We start from the raw sequence: 13,648 nt of genomic DNA on the forward strand, positions 1-13,648 counted from the left end.
AAAACAGCTTGCTCTGTAAGCTATGCAACAGCGTATTCGCCTCGGCATCTATCGGGTTGTCCAGCGCGTTCATAATCAGCTCCGCCGCCCGTTTACCGGCAAAGCCATCCTGAAACGCATCGCAGTAGTGATGACGCACCCTGCTCAACTCCTCCTCTATGAGCCGCCAGTCATAATCCGCCGCCAGGCAGTGGCGTAGCTGCGCCATATCCCGCACCACGGGAAGCGTGCCGCGTAGCTGCTGCTCCGGGCTGGAGGGGTGGCTGAAGGTCCTGTTGTTCTCCAGCAGCGTCGACATGCCTTCCCAATCAAGCAGGATTGTCCGTTTACCGGCGTGAATCGCATCGAAGATAAACCCGCTGTTGTCGGTCAGGACGTAGTCGGCCTGATGCAGCAGCGGCAGCAACATATCGTGACGGGTGACGCACGTTTTAAAATGACGCCGGACTTCGGCTAGCATGGCGGCCTCTTCCGGATGATGCTGGGTACCGTGATGCAGTTTGATGATCAGGTTGTACTCCCGGCTCAGTCGCGACAGCGGGGCGGCCCAGGCGGGAATCGAACTCAGATCGCCAAAGGTGGGGGCATAGAGCAGCGTTGGTTTTTTTGTATCCAGCCTGAGCGTCGCCAGCGACGCGAGATCCACCTGCTGGCGATGCCACTTATCAAAGCGTGGGTTGCCTACTATCGTCGCGTTGCCGTTGATATTAAGCGCCTGCTGGCTGTAGTGGCTGTAGCAGAGGATATGGTGATAGAAGGTGTTCCACCAGGCATGGTTCCACGATACTTTTGCCAGCCCGTACATGGCGCGGATCTGAACCCGGCCCAGGCCGTTGAGTGCAGGCGTATAGTAGGGACTCACTAAACAGCCATAGCGCTGCTTACGGTTTTGCGCCTCGCTGAGACGCGAGCCGCTCAGCCTGGGATCGTTAATGTCTGCCAGCAGCTGGCTCATCTCCATCAGCAGTGCTTTCGGTACGGCGTCGCTAATGAGCAGATCGCAGCGGTAGCCCGCCTCCAGCAGCCAGTGCAGTATTGGCTGATAGAGCTGGTAGTGAAAAGCGGTCTCAAGATAGAACCCTACTGTGTTAGCGAACTGGTTAGCCACCGGCTGCTGCGCCTGCTGCTGCTGCTCTTGCGTATGGCTCACGGTCATTTTGTTGAAATAGAAGCGAATGTGGTCGGTCTCCTGCTGCTCGATGTCGCTGAAGCCTGGCCGCTGATAGCTAATGCACGGGTAGAAGGCGAGCCATTTCCCCTGCTTTTGCATCAAGCGCCAGCGCGACTCCAGCAGGCTGGCCGGATCGCTCTGCATCTGTTGGATCAGGGCCGGGTAGCTGGCCGCATTGACCAGATAGGCACAGGCTTTTTCACAATCGACGGCGTGGATCAGCCCCGGCAGGCTCTTCAGTGGCTGGCCGGTGGTGACCCGCGCACCGAGGAGCACCACTTCCCAGGGAAGATGATCTAGCGCGGCGAGCAGTCGGTTCAGCGCGGAAACGTGCTTCGCCTGGGTGAGTAGCAGGGCGTCATCCTCCAGCACCAGACAGTTGCGCCAGCCCTGCTGCTGGGCCAGGGTTAGCGCCTGAAGATGGGAGAGCGTGCGGCCCAGCGCGCCATTCTCATGCTCGCAGCCGCTTACCCGAATAACACGCTCTTTCGGCACCCCCAGCTGGCGTAGCGTCTCCTGCATCTGCTGCCACCTGTCGGCGCGTCTGTCTAGGTTGATGACCAGCACTTTTTCCACGTGCTGCCACTGAATAGGCTGCCGGTCGGTGCTGTTATGCAGGCGCTGGTACCAGGCGAGCAGGGTAGGATCGCGCACGATATCGGCCAGAGAAATGGAGGTGGGTTCACAGCTGCCGAGCACGAAGTCTTTATCAAAGGTGTTATCGCTGTGGGAGACGCAGAGAATAGTGCGCTCGCCGGGCAGCTGCAGCGGCTTCACGCTGAAGTTATTGGTAAACGCCTGCTCTTCACCAAGCTGACAGGCATCGTCATAACGGTGTTTTTTCAGATAGTTACGGTGATAACAGAAGGTGCCGTTAAGGATATGTCGTTTGCCGAAAGCGCGGGTTTTAAACACCCGGTTTATATGGCTATACCAGACGGGGATCTGGTCGGAGCCGGAGATCAGCGTCCCGTGCCGCTGCATCATCCCGATGGTGTAGGTAAGCTTATCGGCGGGGTAGAAATCATCATCGTCCATGCAGATGATGTACTCACCCTTCGCCAGCGCGTTGAGCATGTTGCGTTTTTTACCCAACGGTAGCCGTTCGGGGTGGTGAATATAGCGAATGTTGTAGCGCGCCGGCTGGTTATCGGTCAGCGCATTCACGATCGCCAGGCTGCTGGTCGGCGAATCATCCAGCACAATCAGCTCCCGCCGCGCTGCCGGATAATCCTGATAGCGAAACATATAGATCAGCCAGGGTAAAAAGGCGGCGCGCTGCCAGGTTGGCGTCACAACGCTAACAAAGGGTTTTTCCGATTCGTAATGCGTCATCATGGAGCAGGACAATCTCTTATCTGGTAGCCCGCGGAAAAGCAGCGGAAGCATTTTTTCCGCTGCGGAAAATGCGGATTAGGGGTGATAGATAAAATGGGATTCGAGACCCAAAAACGCCTGTACAAATGCATGCTGGCGGGTCAGCAGCTCACCGTTTTTCTCGTTGTAGCGTTTGCACTCCGTGACGCTAGTCATCAGTTGCTGCCACACCTGGCGGGCCGCCGCTTTCTGCACTGTCGGCAGCCAGCAAAAAACCTGCTGCACTCCCACGCCATCTGCCGTGACGCCAAGCGACAGCAGCGTCTCGCGGCGAAGATGGGCGCTGCTGCTCAGCAGCGGGTAAAGACGATCGATGTCGGTGTTGACGGTAATCAGCGCATCGCTGGCGCGGCGGATCATGCATAAGCGCTGCGCTTTCAGCAGGTTATACAGCTGCCGGTAGCGCTCGCTATCGGTGCGGATCCCACGTAATAGCAGTTTAACCTGCTCAAGTTTTTTGCTCACTACGCCCCCCGGGTTTGGAAGTAGTCCAGCATCGATGAGGCCAGCGCATCAGCGTCAATGGAAAACTGCGGGGATGCCAGCAGCGTCTGCATCTGGCTTACCTTTTCGATATCAACGTCAGGGGGTACTTCATCAGCCAGGCTACGCTGCGCCGCCTGCACGCCTTGCTGGGTCACATCGTCGGCGCAGGGTGAGAGGGCTGGATCCGCTTTTGCCACCTCCGGCTGAGACGGCGAGCGCGTGGTCGCATCACGGGAGGCGAGCTGTCCGGGTAATACTCCAGGAGTAGTGATAGCCATAGGTTTCTCATTAGAGGACATTTCAACGGTTACGCGTTAAAAGCGACAGCGGAAAGCCAAAACTTAAGCGGCTGTAAAAAATTATTGTGCTTCAACGCTCACCCGCCCAGCGCCGGTGACGGTGGCATCAATCACCCGTTCGCTGCTGCTATTTTGTACCTTAATGCTCTCGTGCAGATGGCCCTCCTTCAGCGCGACGCCGGCAGTTTGGGCGTGAATATCATCGCTCTCGGACGAAATCGTTACTGCCTGGCCACGCTTCACCAGCAGCGGCTGCTGCAGCTGCGTGCGCAGGATCGGTGTCCACGCACGCAGGGTCCGCTTCGCCGTCAATCCTGTTGCCTCCTCACGGCTCAGCAATGGCTCCCCGCGCAGGTTACTGATGTTGAACTTCTTCATAACTAGTGCATCGGGGGTAAGCGTCTCCCCGCGCGCAATCTCTCTGGCCGCCATGGCTATCGGCAGGTAGACATCGGCTTTGACGGTGACCACAGCCTGCCACGACGCGCCGCTTCCGCATGCCACCCGGTAATTTTGCCGAGCAAGATTTTTCTGCTGGAGCGGTGCGCCGCTGAGGCGCAGCGGCTGGCTACACGCGGGGAGGGCAGCGACGTTGCTGGGCATAAACACGTTGAGGGTGTAGCGGTAGTCGCGCCAGCCGGTGCGCTGTGCCAGGGCCGCAATCGCTTTTCCGGCCTCCTCAATTACCCTGGCGTTGAGCTGTTGCCGGGCGGTGTTCTGGGACGGATGAGCGATGACGAGCGGGGGTGCGGCCAGCAGCAGGCTGGCCAGGAAGCGGAAACAAACTTTCCGCTTAGCAGAGTGCACTAACATAATTATATACCTTTCAATAGCTTAAAAGTTGGCATGCTATTTGCCTAACTGGCACGCGCGTGAGTTATATGAAAGGAGTGCGACGCACTATGGGGATCAGTTTTCAGAAAGCACTGGGTGTACACCCTGAAGCGGTGAAGCTACGTCTTGCGAGGACCGAGCTGCTTACCGCCAATCTGGCAAATGTCGATACGCCAAACTTCAAGGCTAAAGATATTGATTTTGCCAGAGAGATGCAACGGGCAAAAAGTAGTAACGGATTGCCCACCACGCAGGTGATGTATCGCCTGCCCATGCAGCCGACACAGGATGGCAACACGGTAGAACTCAACAGTGAACAGGCGCGGTTTTCGGAAAACAGCCTCGATTACCAGAGCAGCCTGACCTTTTTAAATATGGCTATCAGCGGCCTGAAAACGGCTATCGAAGGGAAATAACCATGTCATTTTCTGACATCTATCAGATCTCCGGTTCGGCGATGACTGCCCAGACGGTACGGCTCAATACCGTTGCCAGCAACCTGGCCAACGCGGATTCCCCGGCCCAGAGCGAGGCGGCGACCTACCGGGCGCGCAGCCCGGTTTTTGCTGCGGTCTACCACAACAGCCTGACGCAGGCCGGGCATCACGACCTGATCGGGGCCAGCGTGCGCGTGCAGGACGTGGTGGCAAGCGGTAGCGCCGTGCGCCGCTATGAGCCCCATCATCCGCTGGCCGACCGGGACGGTTACGTCTGGTATCCGGATGTCAACGTGGTCGAGCAGATGGCCGACATGATGTCGGCTTCGCAAAACGTTGAGACCGGGGTTGATGTGTTGAACAACGTGAAGAGCATGCAGCAGAGCCTGCTTAAGCTGGGAGAAGGTCTATGAGTTCCGCCGTATCGCTGAATGCATCCTATGCGGGTACAGAGACAAGCAGCAGCGTATCTACAGCTACCGCCACCACACCAACCACCACACCAACTACCACAACAACAACGACCGCAACGTCAATGGCCGACACCTTCCTGACGCTGCTGGTGGCAGAGATCCAGAACCAGGATCCCACCGACCCTACCGATCCCACCGAGTACGTGACCCAGCTCTCCTCGATGGCGCAGGTGGCGATGGCGGAAGAGGTGGCGACGGAGATGAACACCAACGCCATTCTGATGAGCAACCTGCAGGTGATGGCGTTGGGCAAGATGGTGGGCGATCCGATCATGGTTCAGACCACCACCCTTGAGGTTGACGATGGCGCTATTCAGGGCCGTATCGACCTGGACGATGCCTGTACCCAGGTCGATATCCATATCACCGACGCGGCCGGTAATGATTACGACATTCCGCTGACGGGGAGTTCGTTTGGCCCGGGGGCGGTGAGCTTTAGCATCGATCCCGCAGACTACGGTATTCCGCCCGGGGACTATTCCGTGTCGGTGGTCACTAACACCGGCGAAGAGGAGGTGCCGGTCGAGGTGGCGGGTGTTGTCACCGACGTACGTATTCCGCTGGATGGCGGCACGCCATTGCTCAACGTCAGCGGGATTGGGGAAGTTCCCTTCACCATGCTCAGCCAGTTTGGCGTACCGGACGATACGCCTGCGCAGAACGTCGTTTAATAATGATAAAGGAACAGTAAGTTATGAGTTACAGCATTGCAGCCAGCGGCCTGAACGCGGTTAATGAACAGCTGGATGGCATCAGTAATAACATCGCTAACGCCGGGACGGTGGGCTACAAGTCCATGACGACCGAATTCTCTGCCATGTACGCGGGTACCCAGGCGATGGGGGTAAGCGTGGACGGAACCGCCCAGAGCATCTCACGCGGTGGCTCCATGGTCTCAACCGGGAACGCGCTGGATATGGCCATTAACGACGACGGCTTCTTCATGCTTCGCGACAGCGCGGGCAACGTCACCTATACCCGAGCCGGATCGTTTAACACGGATAAGGACGGCTACATCGTCAACGCCTCTGGAGACTATCTGCAGGGCTATCCGGTGGATGCGAACGGCGCGCTGCAAACCGGTACGGTGACGGATCTGCAAATCAATACCGGATCGCTGCCGGCGCAGGCGACGAGCTCGCTCACCTTTAGCGCTAACTTTAACGCTGCGGATGTAACCATTGATACCAACGCGGTTCCGTTCGACCCCACCAACGCCGCCTCGTATAACAGCACCTACACCACCACGGTGTATGACTCGCTGGGTAATGAGCATGCGGTCAGCCAGTACTTTACCAAAACGGCGGATAACAGCTGGGAGGTGCACTACACCTTTGACGGCACGACGCAGCCGGGTTCAACAGCGCTAACCTTTGATGAGCAGGGCAAGCTGGTGACCCCTGGCGCGGCGGTGCCCATGACCTTTAGCGCGCCGGGCGCAGCCCCAATCGAGATGACCTTCGACTACGCCGCCTGTACCCAGTATGGCTCTGCCTTTTCGGTCACCACTAACGTTGCCGACGGCTACGCCTCCGCAGAGCAAAACGGCGTTCAGGTGGACGGGGACGGCAAAGTGTATGCGACCTACAGCAACGGCGAACGGATGCTGCAGGGGCAGGTAGTGCTGGCCACGTTTCCTGACGAGAACGGCCTACAGGCCGTGAGCGGCACCGCGTGGATGGAGACCGGCGAGTCCGGCACGCCGCTGGTCGGTGCGCCCGGAAGCGGTACGTTCGGTGCGCTCTCTACGGGGATGCTGGAAAGCTCCAACGTCGATATCACCAGCGAGCTGGTGGATCTGATGACCGCGCAGCGTAACTACCAGGCCAATACCAAAGTGATCTCGGCCAGCAGCGAGCTGGATCAGGCGTTGTTCCAGGCGATGTAACGGAGAAGGGTACAACAGTGGATCGTTTACTTTTTACCGCCCTCAGTGGAGCCAGCCATGCCCTGATGGCGCAGCAGATCGCAGCCAACAACCTGGCGAACGTCAACACCACCGGCTTTCGCGCCGACATGGCGCTATCGCAGGACGATCCGATTCAGGGCGAGGGTTTTGCTACCCGTTTTATGGCGCAGCAGCATGCCAGCGGCGTTGACGCCAGTACCGCAGCCGCCGAAAAAACCGGCCGACCGCTGGACGTGGCCATTCAGGGCGAGGGCTACATCGCGGTGCAGGCCCGCGACGGCAGCGAGGTCTACACCCGCAACGGCAATATGGTACAGAACGAGGCAGGCCAACTGACCATCAACGGCTATCCGGTGCTGGGGGATAACGGGCCTATCGTGCTGCCGCCCAACGCCATTGCCTCCTTTGGCCGCGACGGCACGCTGTCCATTACGCCGGACGACGGCGACGTCACCGCTACCATGGACATCGATCGCCTGAAGCTGGTGACCATCCCAGCGGAAAATCTGGCTAAAGACGCCCAGGGGATGATCGTCACGACGGACGGCAGCCGCGCTCAGCCGGATGAGAACGTCAATGTCAGCGGGGGCTACTTAGAGGGCAGCAACGTCACGGCGGTCTCCGAGATGCTGGCCTCCATTTCGCTGAATCGCCAATTCGAAGCCCAAATCAAGATGATGAAGGCGGCACAGACGCTGAGCGAGGCGGGCAACCGCCTGCTGCGTGGTGCCTAATCGCCGTTTCCAGGGATAATTTTTTATGAACGCAGCACTATGGATCAGTAAGACCGGCCTCTCGGCAGAAGATGCTGAGATGAGCGCGATTGCCAACAATATCGCCAACGTCAACACCAACGGCTTCAAGCGTGACCGGGTGATGTTCCAGGATCTCTTCTACCAAAATCAACGCGCGCCCGGCGCAATGTTGGATCAAAACAACATTGCGCCCACGGGCATTCAGTACGGCAGCGGCGTGCGCATTGTAGGAACGCAGAAGACCTTTACCGAAGGCAATATCGAAACCACCGATAACCCGCTCAACGTCGCCATCATGGGACAGGGGTTCTTTCAGGTGCAGAAGGCCAACGGCGACATTGCCTACACCCGCGACGGCAATTTGCAGGTGAACGCCGACGGCGTGTTGACCAACGCTCAGGGGCTGCCGTTGCAGCCCGAGATCGACGTTCCCGCTAACGCCACCAATATTACCGTCGGTGAGGACGGGACGGTGATGGCCTCGATGCCGGGTGACAGCGATCCCACCGAGCTGGGGCAGATCACGCTGGTCAACTTTACCAATCCAGCAGGCCTGCTGGCCGAGGGGGATAACCTCTATCTCGAAACGGCGGCCAGCGGCCAGCCCACGGAGGGGACACCGGGCGAGGATGCATTAGGCACGCTGAAAGGCGGGGCGCTGGAAGGCTCCAACGTCGACATCGTCAACGAGATGGTGGCGATGATCACCGTGCAGCGCGCCTACGAGATGAACGCCAAAATGGTCTCTGCCGCCGATGAGATGCTGCAGTACGTCAACCAGAATCTGTAATGAGAACGCGAGTGAAACGATATCTGTGGTTAATGGCGCTGGTGCCCTGGCTGGCGGGGTGTGAATCCCCGGCGCTGCTGGTTAAAAAGGACGATCAGGCCTATGCCCCGCCGAAGATGGAGGCCCAGCCAACGCCGGAGGGGCGGGCCGGGGGCGTGTTTGAGACCGGCTATAGCTGGTCATTAACTGCCGATCGGCGTGCTTACCGGGTGGGGGACATTCTGACGGTGATCCTCGAAGAGTCGACCCAGTCCAGCAAGCAGGCCAAAACCAACTTTGGCAAGGAGAGCAGCCTCGACGTGGGCGTTCCCACGCTGTTTGGCAAAACCAAAGATAAGCTGGCCAGCTCCGCTGAGGCTTCACGGGATTTTGACGGCAACGCCAGCTCCCAGCAGCAGAACAGCCTGCACGGGTCGATCACCGTCTCTGTTCATCAGGTGCTGCCCAACGGCGTAATGGAGATCCGCGGCGAGAAGTGGCTCACCCTTAATCAGGGGGATGAGTATCTGCGCCTCAGTGGGCTGGTGCGTGCCGATGACATCAGTAATGACAACTCGGTCTCCTCCCAGCGCATCGGCAACGCCCGTATCTCCTATGCCGGGCGCGGCGCACTCAGCGATGCCAATGCGGCGGGCTGGCTGACCCGGCTCTTTAACCATCCGCTGTTCCCGCTTTAACTCTGGAGTTGTTATGCGCTTTTTTTCAGGACGCACTCGTATCGTCACGCTCTTGCTGCTGCTCTGCTCGTGGCCAGGGCTGGCACAGCCGCTGTCATCGCTGGTGGATATTCAGGGGGTGCGCGGTAACCAGCTGATTGGCTATAGCCTGGTGGTGGGCCTGGACGGCACCGGGGATAAAAATCAGGTCAAATTTACTAATCAGACCATCACTAACATGCTGCGGCAGTTTGGCGTACAGCTGCCGAGTAAGATCGATCCCAAGGTGAAAAACGTTGCCGCCGTGGCGGTGAGCGCCACGCTGCCGCCGATGTATGCGCGCGGGCAGACCATCGACGTCACGGTCTCCTCGATCGGTGATGCAAAGAGCCTGCGCGGCGGCACGCTGCTGCTGACCCAACTGCACGGCGCGGACGGCGAGATCTATGCCCTGGCGCAGGGCAGCGTGGTGGTTGGCGGTATGAACGCCAGCGGGGCCAGCGGCTCCAGCGTGACGGTGAATACCCCTACCGCCGGGCTGATCCCCAACGGTGCCTCGGTTGAGCGGGAGATCCCCAGCGATTTCGACATGGGCAGCACGGTGATGCTCAACCTGAAGCGCCCTGGCTTCAAGGATGCCAACAGCATTGCCAACGCCATCAACGGCACCTTTGGCGGTGGGCTGGCGACGGCCAGGAGCGCCACCAGCGTAGAGGTGACGGCTCCCACCAGCCCCGGCGCGCGCGTGGCCTTTATGTCCCAGCTACAGGATGTGCAGATTACGCCGGAGCGCGTGCGTGCCCGCGTGGTGTTTAACGCCCGCACCGGCACAGTGGTGATGGGGGAGGGGGTAAAGGTGCACGCCGCAGCGGTATCCCACGGCAGCCTGACGGTCTCGATTACCGAGAGCAGCAGCGTCAGCCAGCCTAATGCTCTGGCCGGGGGCCGCACGGCGGTGACTCCGCAAAGCAGTATCGATGTCAAAACCCCACGCGCACAGATGGTGACGCTACCGGAGTCCACCAGCCTGAAGACACTGGTGAACGTGCTGAATAACCTGGGCGCTTCGCCGGATGACGTGATGTCGATCCTCCAGGCGCTGCACGAAGCCGGGGCGCTGGATGCCGACCTGGAGGTGATCTAATGGATGTGCTTAACGCCTTAACGTCCGTTCAGCAGAGCGCTGATGATAGCAGCGTGACCGCCGCCGTGCGTGAGAGCCATCTCCGGCAGGCTGCCCAGCAGTTTGAGGCCATCTTTATGCGCCAGATGCTCAAGGAGATGCGTAAGGTTGATGCGCTGCTGGATTCCAAAGATAACCCCCTTAACAGCGATGCCGGACGGATGATGCAGGGCTTATATGATGACACCCTCTGCGACACCCTGGCGAGGCAGCAGGGCATGGGGATTGCGGAGCTGATCGTGAAACAGTTATCGGCACAGCATGATTAGCGGCGTCAGTTTAAGAAAGCGGCCCACCGTGCCGCTTTATGGTTCCAGGCAACCCGGCAGAGAGTATTAACGATATGGATATGATCACGATTGGCTACAGCGGCGCGTCGGCGGCCCAGGTGCAGCTCAACGTTACCGCGCAGAATACGGCCAATGCTATGACGCCTGGCTATACGCGGCAGATCGCCCAGACCAGCACCATTGGGGCCAGCCCTGGGTCGCTTAACAGCGCAGGCAACGGCGTGCAGGTTGATAGCATCTGTCGGGTATCAAATCAGTACCTGGTCAACCAGGTGTGGTTTGCTGCCAGCGACTATGGCTATTACACCACACAGCAGCAGTACCTGACGCAGCTGGAGACCGTGCTGAGCGATGACAACAGCAGCCTGAGCGCCGGCTTTGATAACTTTTTCGCGGCGCTGAACGCGGCCTCTACCATGCCGGACGATCCCGCCCTGCGCGAGCAGGTTCTGAGCGAAGCAAACGCGCTGGCGCTGCGCTTCAATAATACCAGTAGCTACATTGATTCCCAGAGCAGCGAGATTGCCAGCCAGGAGCAGGCGGCTATTTCACAGATCAACACGCTCACCGCCGGTATTGCAGGCTATAACCAACAAATCGCCGAGGCTGAGGCCAATGGCGATAACGCCTCGGCGCTGTACGACGCCCGTGATCAAATGGTCGAGCAGCTCAGCGGCATGATGGACATCCAGGTCAACATTGACGACAGAGGCAACTACAACATCACGCTGCAAAACGGCCAGCCATTGGTCAGCGGTCAGGAGAGCTCCACTATTCAGTTGGAGAGCGGTGACGACGGTAGCCAAAGCCTGACGTTAACCTTTGCCGGAACAACCTATGGCATGACGATGGAGACCGGTGGATCGCTGGGGGCGCTGTTTGACTATCAGCACAACGTGCTCGATCCGCTCACCGACACCATTAACAGCATTGCTCAGCAGTTTACGACGGCGGTTAACGATCAGCTGGCGGCGGGCTATGACCTCAACGGCAACCCGGGTACGCCGCTCTTTATCTACGATGCGGATAGCCCGGACGGCCCGCTGGCGGTCAACCCAGATATCACCGCCGACCAGCTGGCTTTTTCCAGCGATCCGGATGCGTCCGGTAATGGCGATAACCTACAGGCGCTGGTTAATATCGCCAGCGAGCCGCTGACGATCGCGAACCTGGGCACGGTGACCGTCGGCAGTGCCTGTACCAGTCTCATTAGCAACATTGGCATCTACAGTCGTCAGAACCAGACCGAGGCCGAGTCGGCGGGCAGCGTCTACAGCGAAGCGCAGAACCAGCGGAGCAGCGTGAGCGGCGTCAGCATGGACGAGGAGGCGGTCAATCTGATTACCTATACCCAGATCTATCAGGCCAATTTAAAAGTCATCTCAACCGGTGCGGAAATTTTCGACTCCGTGCTGGAGATGTTTTAATCCAGCGGAAAATCATCTTCTATGCGCGTAAGCACTCAACAATCTTATACTTCGATGTCCAGCTGCTTTACCGAGCTTTCCGGCAGGCTGGAGCACGTGATTACCCAGATGGCGACCGGTCAGCGGGTGATCCTGCCGTCAGACGATCCCATTGCCGCCACCCGGATTAATCAGCTTAATAGCCAGCAGGCTGCTATTGCGCAGTACCAGAGCAATATCAGTGCGGTGTCGGGCACCCTGAGCCAGCAGGAGAGCCTCCTTGACGGCATCAACAACAGCATGCTGGCCATTCGCGACGATCTGCTTCAGGCGGCGAACGGCACTACCACGCCAAAGTCGCTGGCCAACCTGGGTCAGGAGATTGCTTCCCTGACGCAGTCGATGATGGCCTCTCTAAACTATCAGGATGGGCAGGGGCACTATCTCTTTGGTGGCACGAAAAGTGATACCCCGCCCGTGAGCTACGACGATACCGACGGTGACGGCGAGCCGGATGAATATGTCTATCATGGCAACAGCGAGCACCGCACGGCCACCGTTGCCAGCGGCGTTGAGATGGAGACCAACGTGACCGCAAGCGATATGTTTGGTGCCGATCTGACGGTGTTTAACACCCTGGGCGATCTGGCGGCAGAACTCCAGGAGCCCACTCTCGACCCGGCCGATCCGCAGGTGCAGAGCGATATCACTCATGCTATCGATACCCTCGACGCGGCATCGGAATCGCTGAACAGCGCCATTGCCAGTCTTGGCGAGCGGCAGAACACCCTGACGATGTTAAGCGATGCGCAGACCAGCGTAGCGGATACCAACAGCGAACTGATCGGCCAGCTGAGCGATCTGGACTATGGTCCGGCGACGGTGACCTTTACCGGTTTACAGATGGCAATGGAAGCGACGATGAAAACCTACGCCAAAGTCAGCGATCTCTCGCTGTTTAATGCAATTTAATACGGTTTAGTGGAATGAGCATGCAGGTTGGTTTACAGACAACGACGCAATCTTCTGGCAATGCGCTCATACCGGCGCAGATAAGTGATCCTGCTCGGGTAGCGTCGCTCCACAAACGCGCCGAGCGGGAAGAGTACCCCGCCTCGCCGCTGATTGCCCTCCGGCCCCAGCGCTACAGCGTTCAGCTTAACGATCAGCTTACCGTCCTCCAGCAGTCCGACAGCTATCTCTCACGGCTCGAGAAGTCACTCCTGAATCAGCGGCATGCTAACTCTGCTGGTGGGCAGCGTGGGGAAAGCAGCGCAACGCTTGCCGATCTGCTGGCTAACCGGGCGCAGCGCTCTGCGGGTCGGGTGGACAGGCAGCTGCTGCCGGTGCTGCAGGGAGAGGCGCAGGTGACGTTTCATGCCCCAGAGCTGGCCGCGCTGCTTGCGAATAACGGCGAGCCGGTATCGCTTATGTTCAGCGCTGAAGTGGGGCACGGTCGGCGTCTGGCAGCCGTATCGCTGGATAATCCAGCCGAGGCACTTAATCCCGTTATGCAGATCAAAAATGCTCTACAGCGTACGGGAGTTATGCCGCACTATAGCGAGGGGAAATGGACATTTGC

15 protein-coding genes and 1 pseudogene are annotated in these 13,648 nt (G+C 58.8%); 12 read left to right on the forward strand and 4 right to left on the reverse strand.

The window, feature by feature from the left end; genetic code table 11:
• From FN633_RS08955 to flgA, 4 genes are all read right to left on the reverse strand, one after another.
• On the reverse strand, nucleotides 1-2,509 hold a 2,509-nt coding region (locus FN633_RS08955; RefSeq protein ID WP_243731491.1), incomplete at its 3' end, for a glycosyltransferase.
• Nucleotides 2,510-2,584: 75 nt separating this feature from the next.
• Nucleotides 2,585-3,013: a flagellar protein FlgN gene (gene flgN / locus FN633_RS08960; protein WP_154057481.1), complete on the reverse strand. Its 429-nt coding sequence runs from the start codon at nucleotides 3,011-3,013 to the stop codon at nucleotides 2,585-2,587.
• Nucleotides 3,013-3,312, reverse strand: coding sequence for a flagellar biosynthesis anti-sigma factor FlgM (locus FN633_RS08965; RefSeq protein WP_208674015.1), 300 nt, complete (start codon nucleotides 3,310-3,312; stop codon nucleotides 3,013-3,015). Before FN633_RS08965 ends, flgN begins: the two co-directional genes overlap by 1 nt.
• An 81-nt stretch (nucleotides 3,313-3,393) precedes the next feature.
• Nucleotides 3,394-4,146: a flagellar basal body P-ring formation chaperone FlgA gene (gene flgA, locus FN633_RS08970; RefSeq protein ID WP_154057483.1), complete on the reverse strand. Its 753-nt coding sequence runs from the start codon at nucleotides 4,144-4,146 to the stop codon at nucleotides 3,394-3,396.
• Between the two features lie 89 nt (nucleotides 4,147-4,235).
• Here flgA and flgB point away from each other — a divergent pair, with 89 nt between their 5' ends.
• The 12 genes and pseudogenes from flgB to FN633_RS09030 all read left to right on the forward strand — a co-directional run.
• The gene (flgB, locus tag FN633_RS08975; protein WP_042391882.1) at nucleotides 4,236-4,583 is read left to right on the forward strand and encodes a flagellar basal body rod protein FlgB; all 348 of its coding nucleotides are present in this window, start codon (nucleotides 4,236-4,238) and stop codon (nucleotides 4,581-4,583) included.
• Nucleotides 4,584-4,585: 2 nt separating this feature from the next.
• Nucleotides 4,586-5,017: a flagellar basal body rod protein FlgC gene (flgC, locus tag FN633_RS08980; RefSeq protein ID WP_154057484.1), complete on the forward strand. Its 432-nt coding sequence runs from the start codon at nucleotides 4,586-4,588 to the stop codon at nucleotides 5,015-5,017.
• On the forward strand, nucleotides 5,014-5,748 hold the full coding sequence (locus FN633_RS08985) for a flagellar hook capping FlgD N-terminal domain-containing protein (protein WP_154057485.1): 735 nt from the start codon (nucleotides 5,014-5,016) through the stop codon (nucleotides 5,746-5,748). Before flgC ends, FN633_RS08985 begins: the two co-directional genes overlap by 4 nt.
• Nucleotides 5,749-5,771: 23 nt before the next feature.
• On the forward strand, nucleotides 5,772-6,965 hold the full coding sequence (flgE, locus tag FN633_RS08990; protein WP_154057486.1) for a flagellar hook protein FlgE: 1,194 nt from the start codon (nucleotides 5,772-5,774) through the stop codon (nucleotides 6,963-6,965).
• A 17-nt stretch (nucleotides 6,966-6,982) separates the two neighbouring features.
• Nucleotides 6,983-7,720 (forward strand): flagellar basal body rod protein FlgF, encoded by a 738-nt coding sequence (locus FN633_RS08995; protein ID WP_154057487.1) that lies wholly within the window; start codon nucleotides 6,983-6,985, stop codon nucleotides 7,718-7,720.
• A 25-nt stretch (nucleotides 7,721-7,745) separates the two neighbouring features.
• Nucleotides 7,746-8,531: a flagellar basal-body rod protein FlgG gene (gene flgG, locus FN633_RS09000; protein ID WP_154057488.1), complete on the forward strand. Its 786-nt coding sequence runs from the start codon at nucleotides 7,746-7,748 to the stop codon at nucleotides 8,529-8,531.
• Between the two features lie 11 nt (nucleotides 8,532-8,542).
• Nucleotides 8,543-9,208, forward strand: a complete 666-nt coding sequence (flgH, locus tag FN633_RS09005; RefSeq protein ID WP_042391960.1) for a flagellar basal body L-ring protein FlgH — start codon at nucleotides 8,543-8,545, stop codon at nucleotides 9,206-9,208.
• 13 nt (nucleotides 9,209-9,221) lie between these two features.
• Nucleotides 9,222-10,331, forward strand: coding sequence for a flagellar basal body P-ring protein FlgI (locus tag FN633_RS09010; protein ID WP_154057489.1), 1,110 nt, complete (start codon nucleotides 9,222-9,224; stop codon nucleotides 10,329-10,331).
• A complete protein-coding gene (locus FN633_RS09015; RefSeq protein ID WP_154057490.1) occupies nucleotides 10,331-10,639 on the forward strand; it encodes a rod-binding protein in 309 nt (102 codons plus the stop codon). Before FN633_RS09010 ends, FN633_RS09015 begins: the two co-directional genes overlap by 1 nt.
• Before the next feature lie 74 nt (nucleotides 10,640-10,713).
• Nucleotides 10,714-12,087 carry a flagellar hook-associated protein FlgK gene (gene flgK, locus FN633_RS09020; protein ID WP_154058875.1) on the forward strand — a complete coding sequence of 458 codons (1,374 nt, stop codon included), beginning with the start codon at nucleotides 10,714-10,716 and terminating at the stop codon, nucleotides 12,085-12,087.
• A gap of 21 nt (nucleotides 12,088-12,108) precedes the next feature.
• On the forward strand, nucleotides 12,109-13,038 hold the full coding sequence (gene flgL, locus FN633_RS09025; protein WP_154057491.1) for a flagellar hook-associated protein FlgL: 930 nt from the start codon (nucleotides 12,109-12,111) through the stop codon (nucleotides 13,036-13,038).
• 20 nt (nucleotides 13,039-13,058) lie between these two features.
• A pseudogene (locus FN633_RS09030) lies at nucleotides 13,059-13,648 on the forward strand (flagellar hook-associated protein); the annotation flags it as partial.

This window comes from Pseudescherichia vulneris, assembly GCF_902164725.1.
In the GTDB taxonomy this organism is placed as follows: Bacteria; Pseudomonadota; Gammaproteobacteria; order Enterobacterales; family Enterobacteriaceae; genus Pseudescherichia; species Pseudescherichia vulneris.

What these genes read in the sequence shown, in the direction of transcription:
- flgA (WP_154057483.1), bottom strand. Translation starts at nt 4,146, where the DNA reads ATGTTAGTGCACTCTGCTAAGCGGAAAGTTTGTTTCCGCTTCCTGGCC.
- flgG (WP_154057488.1), top strand. Translation starts at nt 7,746, where the DNA reads ATGAACGCAGCACTATGGATCAGTAAGACCGGCCTCTCGGCAGAAGAT.
- FN633_RS09015 (WP_154057490.1), top strand. Translation starts at nt 10,331, where the DNA reads ATGGATGTGCTTAACGCCTTAACGTCCGTTCAGCAGAGCGCTGATGAT.
- flgK (WP_154058875.1), top strand. Translation starts at nt 10,714, where the DNA reads ATGGATATGATCACGATTGGCTACAGCGGCGCGTCGGCGGCCCAGGTG.
- FN633_RS09010 (WP_154057489.1), top strand. Translation starts at nt 9,222, where the DNA reads ATGCGCTTTTTTTCAGGACGCACTCGTATCGTCACGCTCTTGCTGCTG.
- FN633_RS08965 (WP_208674015.1), bottom strand. Translation starts at nt 3,312, where the DNA reads ATGGCTATCACTACTCCTGGAGTATTACCCGGACAGCTCGCCTCCCGT.
- flgC (WP_154057484.1), top strand. Translation starts at nt 4,586, where the DNA reads ATGTCATTTTCTGACATCTATCAGATCTCCGGTTCGGCGATGACTGCC.
- flgL (WP_154057491.1), top strand. Translation starts at nt 12,109, where the DNA reads ATGCGCGTAAGCACTCAACAATCTTATACTTCGATGTCCAGCTGCTTT.
- FN633_RS08985 (WP_154057485.1), top strand. Translation starts at nt 5,014, where the DNA reads ATGAGTTCCGCCGTATCGCTGAATGCATCCTATGCGGGTACAGAGACA.
- flgB (WP_042391882.1), top strand. Translation starts at nt 4,236, where the DNA reads ATGGGGATCAGTTTTCAGAAAGCACTGGGTGTACACCCTGAAGCGGTG.
- flgE (WP_154057486.1), top strand. Translation starts at nt 5,772, where the DNA reads ATGAGTTACAGCATTGCAGCCAGCGGCCTGAACGCGGTTAATGAACAG.